Source organism: Ramlibacter sp. P4_H7, assembly GCF_056400765.1.
The window spans coordinates 85686-92814 of sequence record NZ_JBFUKP010000020.1; the positions used below are offsets into that span (position 1 = coordinate 85686).

Annotated in this window: 6 protein-coding genes; all 6 read left to right on the forward strand. The window is 65.9% G+C overall.

The window, feature by feature from the left end; genetic code table 11:
• Positions 1-10 precede the first annotated feature (10 nt).
• A complete protein-coding gene (nuoL, locus tag AC1DSA_RS21760) occupies positions 11-2116 on the forward strand; it encodes an NADH-quinone oxidoreductase subunit L (protein ID WP_477892981.1) in 2106 nt (701 codons plus the stop codon).
• A 19-nt stretch (positions 2117-2135) separates the two neighbouring features.
• A complete protein-coding gene (locus AC1DSA_RS21765; protein WP_477892989.1) occupies positions 2136-3608 on the forward strand; it encodes an NADH-quinone oxidoreductase subunit M in 1473 nt (490 codons plus the stop codon).
• 18 nt (positions 3609-3626) lie between these two features.
• Positions 3627-5114, forward strand: a complete 1488-nt coding sequence (gene nuoN / locus AC1DSA_RS21770; protein WP_477892982.1) for an NADH-quinone oxidoreductase subunit NuoN — start codon at positions 3627-3629, stop codon at positions 5112-5114.
• 97 nt (positions 5115-5211) lie between these two features.
• A complete protein-coding gene (locus AC1DSA_RS21775; protein WP_477892983.1) occupies positions 5212-5514 on the forward strand; it encodes a DUF2818 family protein in 303 nt (100 codons plus the stop codon).
• Positions 5515-5518: 4 nt separating this feature from the next.
• On the forward strand, positions 5519-6106 hold the full coding sequence (locus tag AC1DSA_RS21780; protein ID WP_477892984.1) for an NUDIX domain-containing protein: 588 nt from the start codon (positions 5519-5521) through the stop codon (positions 6104-6106).
• Positions 6103-6564 (forward strand): DUF1178 family protein, encoded by a 462-nt coding sequence (locus tag AC1DSA_RS21785; RefSeq protein WP_477892985.1) that lies wholly within the window; start codon positions 6103-6105, stop codon positions 6562-6564. The genes AC1DSA_RS21780 and AC1DSA_RS21785 overlap by 4 nt, the downstream gene beginning before the upstream one ends.
• The last annotated feature ends 565 nt before the right edge of the window (positions 6565-7129 follow it).

The window sequence follows — 7129 nt, forward strand, 5'->3', positions numbered from 1 at the left end:
AAAAGAAACGATGGCTACAACCCTCAACGCAGCGACGCTGCTTGCAGTTCCGCTCGCGCCGCTCGCCGGCGCGGTGCTTGCCGGCATCTTCGGCACGACGCTCGGCGGCAACGTGATCGGCCGGCGGGCGTCGCACACGCTCACCATCCTCGGTGTGTTCATCGCCTTCGTGATCTCGGCGATGACCCTCAAGAGCGTGGCGATCGACGGCGCGCGCTTCAACCAGACGCTCTACGAGTGGATGGTGGTGGGCAGCCTGAAGATGGAGATCGGCTTCCTGGTCGACGGCCTCACGGCCATGATGATGTGCGTGGTGACCTTCGTGTCGCTGATGGTGCACATCTACACCATCGGCTACATGGAAGAGGACGAGGGCTACAACCGCTTCTTCGGCTACATCTCGCTCTTCACCTTCTCCATGCTGATGCTGGTGATGAGCAACAACTTCCTGCAGCTGTTCTTCGGCTGGGAAGCGGTGGGCCTGGTCTCCTACCTGCTGATCGGCTTCTGGTACACCCGGCCGACGGCGATCTTCGCCAACCTGAAGGCCTTCCTGGTCAACCGGGTCGGCGACTTCGGCTTCATCCTGGGCATCGGCCTGATCGCCGCCTACGCCGGCACCCTGAGCTATGCCGAGGCCTTCGCCAAGGCGCCCGAGCTGGCCAAGCTGCCCTTCGGCTACGGCACCGACTGGCTGCTGATCACCGTCACCTGCATCTGCCTGTTCATCGGCGCCATGGGCAAGAGCGCGCAGTTCCCGCTGCACGTCTGGCTGCCCGACTCGATGGAAGGCCCGACCCCGATCTCCGCGCTGATCCACGCCGCCACCATGGTGACGGCCGGCATCTTCATGGTGGCGCGCATGTCGCCGCTGTTCGAGCTCTCGGACACCGCGCTGTCCTTCATCCTGGTGATCGGCGCCATCACGGCCCTGTTCATGGGCTTCCTGGGCATCATCCAGAACGACATCAAGCGCGTGGTCGCGTACTCCACGCTCTCGCAGCTGGGCTACATGACCGTGGCGCTGGGCGCCTCCGCGTACTCGGTGGCCGTGTTCCACCTGATGACGCACGCCTTCTTCAAGGCGCTGCTGTTCCTGGCGGCCGGCTCGGTGATCATCGGCATGCACCACAACCAGGACATCCGCTGGATGGGCAACGTGCGCAAGTACATGCCCATCACCTGGATCACCTCGCTGCTCGGTTCGCTCGCCCTGATCGGCACGCCGCTGTTCGCCGGCTTCTATTCCAAGGACTCGATCATCGAGGCCGTGCACCTGTCCAAGCTGCCCGGCTCCGGCTTCGCCTACTTCGCGGTGATGACGGGCGTGTTCGTCACGGCCTTCTATTCCTTCCGCATGTACTTCCTGGTGTTCCACGGCAAGGAGCGCTTCGACCAGAACCCGGATGCGCACCACGCCCACGACGCGCACGATGAGCCGGACGCGCAGGGCCACGCGGTGCACGACGCGCACGCCAAGGACGACCACGGCCACGCGCATGACGATCACCACGAACCGCACGAGTCGCCCTGGGTGGTGACGGTGCCGCTGCTGCTGCTGGCGATCCCCTCGGTGGTGATCGGCTTCCTGACGATCAAGCCGATGCTGTACGGCGAGTTCTTCAAGGACTCCATCCTCGTCAACCTCGAGAAGCACCCCGCGCTGGAGGAGATGGCCAAGGAATTCCACGGCCCGGTGCAGATGGCGCTGCACGGCCTGACCAGCCCGGTGTTCTGGCTGGCGCTGGCCGGCGTGGTGCTCTCCTGGTACATGTACCTGAAGAACCCGGCGCTGCCCGCGCGCATCCAGCGCATGTTCCAGCCGATCTACACGCTGCTGGACAACAAGTACTACATGGACTGGATCAACGAGAACATCATCGCCCGCGCGGCCCGGGCGCTCGGCACCGGCCTGTGGAAGGGCGGCGACCAGGGCGTGATCGAAGGCGTGTTCGTCAACGGCAGCGCGCGCCTGGTCGGCAAGTTCGCCGGCGTGATCCGCTGGGTGCAGTCCGGCTACATCTACCACTACGCCTTCGCCATGCTGGTCGGCATCGTGGTGCTCATGACGTACTTCGTCAGCTGGCCCATGCTCAGCGACTGGCTGAAGAAGTAGGAGAACAAGAACAATGAAGATGGGACTCCTCTCCCTCGCGATCTGGACGCCGATCGTGTTCGGCGCCATCCTGCTGGCGATGGGCCGCGACGACCAGGCACGCACCGTGCGCTGGATCGCCCTGATCGGCGCGCTGGCCAGCTTCCTGGTCACGCTGCCGCTGTACGGGCAGTTCGACACCTCCACCGCCGCGATGCAGTTCGTCGAGAAGACCAGCTGGATCGAGCGCTTCAACGTCAACTACCACCTCGGGCTGGACGGCATCTCGTTCTGGTTCGTGCTGCTGACCGCGTTCATCACGCTGGTCGTCGTGATCTCCGCCTGGGAGGTGATCACCGAGCGCGTCAACCAGTACATGGGCGCGTTCCTGATCCTGTCGGGCCTGATGATCGGCGTGTTCTGCGCGCTCGACGCCGTGCTGTTCTACGTGTTCTTCGAGGCGACGCTGATCCCGATGTACCTGATCATCGGCATCTGGGGCGGCCCCAACAAGATCTACGCGGCCTTCAAGTTCTTCCTGTACACGCTGCTCGGCTCGCTGCTGATGCTGGTCGCGCTGGTGTTCCTGTACACCAAGTCCGGCGGCAGCTTCGACATCCTCACCTGGCACAAGCTGCCGCTGTCCTCGCTGGCGCAGACGCTGCTGTTCTTCGGCTTCTTCGCGGCCTTCGCGGTCAAGGTGCCGATGTTCCCGGTGCACACCTGGCTGCCCGACGTGCACGTGGAAGCCCCCACCGGCGGCTCCGCCGTGCTGGCCGCGATCATGCTGAAGCTGGGGGCCTACGGCTTCCTGCGCTTCTCCATGCCGATCGCCCCCGACGCCTCCCGCGAATGGGCGTGGCTGATCATCGCGCTGTCGCTGATCGCCGTGATCTACGTGGGCCTGGTCGCGATGGTGCAGCAGGACATGAAGAAGCTGGTGGCCTATTCGTCCGTGGCGCACATGGGCTTCGTCACGCTGGGCTTCTTCATCTTCAACGACCTGGGCGTGTCCGGCGGCATCGTGATGATGATCGCGCACGGCTTCGTCTCGGCCGCCATGTTCCTGTGCATCGGCGTGCTCTACGACCGCATGCACTCGCGCCAGATCGCCGACTACGGCGGGGTGGTGAACACCATGCCCAGCTTCGCCGCCTTCGCCGTGCTGTTCGCGATGGCCAACTCGGGGCTGCCCGCCACCGCCGGTTTCGTCGGCGAGTGGATGGTGATCCTGGCTGCGGTCAAGGCCAACTTCTGGATCGCGGCCATGGCTGCCACCTCCCTGGTGCTGGGCGCCGCCTTCACGCTGTGGATGGTCAAGCGCGTGTACTTCGGCCCGATCGCCAACGACCACGTCCGAACGCTCACCGACATCAACGCCCGCGAGTTCCTGATGCTGGGCGTGCTGGCGGTCGCGGTGCTGTACATGGGCATCTACCCGAAACCCTTCACCGACGTGATGAACGCCTCGGTGGCCGGCTTCCTGAAGCACGTGGCGGCTTCCAAGCTCTGACGCCGGGAAAGTGAAGAAATGATGGACAAAGCAAGCCTCGCCGTCGTCGCGCCGGAAATGTTCCTGCTGCTGATGGCCTGCGTCATCGCGATGGTGGACCTGGGCGTCAAGACGCGCCTGCGCAACCTCACCTACGGCCTGACCATGCTCACGCTGGGCCTGATCGCCTGGTACACGGGCGACCTGGCGAGCCGCGGCGACACCGCCTATGCGTTCAACCGCATGCTGGTCAGCGACTCGATGGCCAACTGGCTCAAGTGCTTCTCCGCCATCAGCATGATGGTCTGCCTGGTGTACGGCCGTCCCTACGCGGGCGACCGCGACATGCTGCGCGGCGGCGAGCTGTTCACGCTGGCCATGTTCGCGCTGCTGGGCATCTTCACGATGATCTCGGGCAGCAACTTCCTGGTCATCTACCTTGGCCTGGAACTGCTCACGCTGTCCAGCTACGCGCTGGTTGCGCTGCGCCGCGACCATCCCGTCGCCACCGAGGCGGCGATGAAGTACTTCGTGCTGGGCGCGATGGCTTCGGGCTTCCTGCTGTACGGCCTGTCCATGATCTACGGCGCCACCGGTTCGCTGGACATCGGCACCGTGTTCAAGGTGATCGGCACCGGCCAGGTCAAGCACAACGTGCTGGTGTTCGGCTTGGTGTTCGTGGTCGCCGGCCTGGGCTTCAAGCTGGGCGCCGCGCCCTTCCACATGTGGATCCCCGACGTGTACCAGGGCGCGCCGACCGCGGTCACGCTGATGATCGGCTCCGCGCCGGAACTCGCCGCCTTCGCGATCGCGATCCGCCTGCTGGTCGAAGGCATGCTGCCGCTGGCCATCGACTGGCAGCAGATGTTGGTGGTGCTGGCCGTGGCGTCGCTGTTCATCGGCAACCTGGCCGCCATCGCGCAGACCAACCTCAAGCGCATGCTGGCCTATTCCACGATCGGGCAGATGGGCTTCGTGCTGCTCGGCCTGGCCTCCGGCGTGGTGAACGGCGATCCCGTGTTCGCGCGCAACGCGTACAGCTCCGCGATGTTCTACATCGTCACCTACGTGCTGACCACGCTGGCGAGCTTCGGCGTCATCCTGCTGCTGGCGCGCGAAGGCTTCGAAAGCGAAGAGATCTCCGACCTGGCCGGCCTGAACCAGCGCAGCCCGCTGTACGCCGCCATCATGTCGATCTGCCTGTTCTCGCTGGCCGGCATCCCGCCGCTGGTGGGCTTCTACGCCAAGCTGGCGGTGCTGCAGGCGCTGATCGTCTCGGGCACCGGCCTGTACCTGGGCCTGGCGATCTTCGCCGTGCTGATGTCGCTGGTCGCGGCCTATTACTACATCCGAGTGGTCAAGGTGATGTACTTCGACGAGCCGCTGACCGCCACCACGGTGTCCGCGCCGGTGGACGTGCGCGTGGTGCTGACGATCAATGGCGCGCTGGTGCTGGTGCTGGGCATCCTGCCCGGTGGCCTGATGACGCTCTGCGCGCAAGCCATCGTCAAGATGCTGGGCTCTTGATGAACGTAGCCCCCAAGGCCCTCACTGCGTTCGGTCCGGCCCCCCGAGGGGGCGCAGGCCTTCTTGGGGCGGCCCGGCGAAGGCCTGTGCACCTTCGGTGACGCAGACGGTCTCCATCTGGCTGGTGCTGCTGCTCGCCTTCGGTGCCGCCAACCTGCCTTTCCTCTCGCAGCGCGTGCTGGGCGTGGTGCCGATCGCGCGCGGCAAGACGCTGCCCATCCGCCTGGCCGAACTCGTGCTGCTGTACTTCATCGTCGGCGGCATCGGCCTGCTGCTGGAGCGGCGGGCCGGCCAGGTCGCGCCCCAGGGCTGGGAGTTCTATGCGGTGACCGGTGCGCTGTTCCTCACCTTCGCCTTCCCGGGCTTCGTGTACCGCCACCTGTACAAGCGGCGCCACTGAAGCCATGGACGACGACCGCCACCTGACCGAACATGCCACCAGCCAGGAAGAACTGCTCAAGGGCAACTTCCTCCACGTGGTGCGCGACACCGTGCGCCTGCCCGACGGCGCCGCCGCCACCCGTGAATACGTGCTGCACCCCGGCGCCGTCGCCGTGGTGCCTCTGCTGGACGACGGCCGCATCGTGCTGGAGCGCCAGTACCGCCATCCCACGCGGCAGGTCATGGTCGAGATTCCCGCCGGCAAGCTCGACGCGGGCGAAAGTTCGCTGGCCTGCGGACAACGCGAACTGCTGGAGGAAACCGGCTACGTCGCCCGCGAATGGGCGTTCGCGTTCACCGTGTATCCCACCGTCGCCTATTCCGACGAGGCGATCCAGGTGTGGTTCGCACGCGGCCTGTCGCACCACGGTGCGCAACTGGACCACGGCGAGTTCCTCGAGGTCATCACCGCCACGCCGGAGCAGTTCCTGCAATGGTGCCGGGACGGGACCATCGTCGACTCCAAGACGCTCGCAGCCGCCGTCTGGATCCAGAATGTGGTCGAAGGGTCTTGGAAACTCGACTGGCAGGCACTACCTTTAGCCCCATGAAGGTTCTCAACCTGCAGTGCGCGCACGCCCACGCCTTCGAAGGCTGGTTCGGCTCGGAAGACGATTTCCAGGGCCAGCTCGCGCGCGGCCTGGTCGAATGCCCCCTGTGCGGGGACTCGGCGATCACCAAGCTGCCCAGCGCCCCGCGCCTGAACCTCGGCGCCACGGAGCCGGCGTCCGCCGCACCCGCCGCCACCCAGCCGAAGCAGGAAGTGATGTCCGCACCCAATGCACAGCTGCAAGCCGCGTGGATGCAGCTCGTGAAGCAGGTCATGGCCAACACCGAGGACGTGGGTGAACGTTTCGCCGACGAGGCCCGCAAGATCCACTACGGCGAAACCGAAGAGCGCGGCATCCGTGGCCAGGCGTCCATGGAAGAGACGCAGGCGCTGCTGGAGGAGGGCATCGGTGTGTTGCCGTTGCCGATTCCGAAGGGGATGAAGGGGCCTTTGCAGTAGGTCGGTTTCCCTTGCGCCCTGGTGTTCAGGGCGTGTCGCGCCAGGCGGTGCGCGGTGCCGGCCCGCTGGGATGGCGTCCGGCGCGCAGGCGCGCCGGCAGACCTGAAAGACTGGTCCCGGCGCCGCCCGCAAAACAACTCGTCTGGAGTTCGTCCGCGCGCGAACGAACTCCAGACTCGAACATGTTTTGCGAGCCAGAGACGTACGCGCGGCTCGATACGCGCTGAAGCGCTCTCGTAGCCGCGCTGCGGCGCCGGGACCAGCCTTTCAGGCGCCACCCCTTCATGCGGCCCGGCACCGCGCACCGCCTGGCGCGACATTCAGAGCTCTGGCCAATCCACGCGTGGTGCACTGCGGCTCTGACGGCTGCCAAGCCCCGCGCGGGCGGGCTGGGGCGCGCATGAAGGCAGGGCGCCTGCGAGGGCCGGGCGGGCGGCCAGCATGGCTACGAGAGCGCGTAGCGCGTATCGAGGCATGCGTACGAGATCTGACTCGCGGATGCTGCCCGAGCGGAGGGTTTGCCTGCGCGCAGGCAAACACGCAGCGAGTTCAGCCGCGCGGGCCG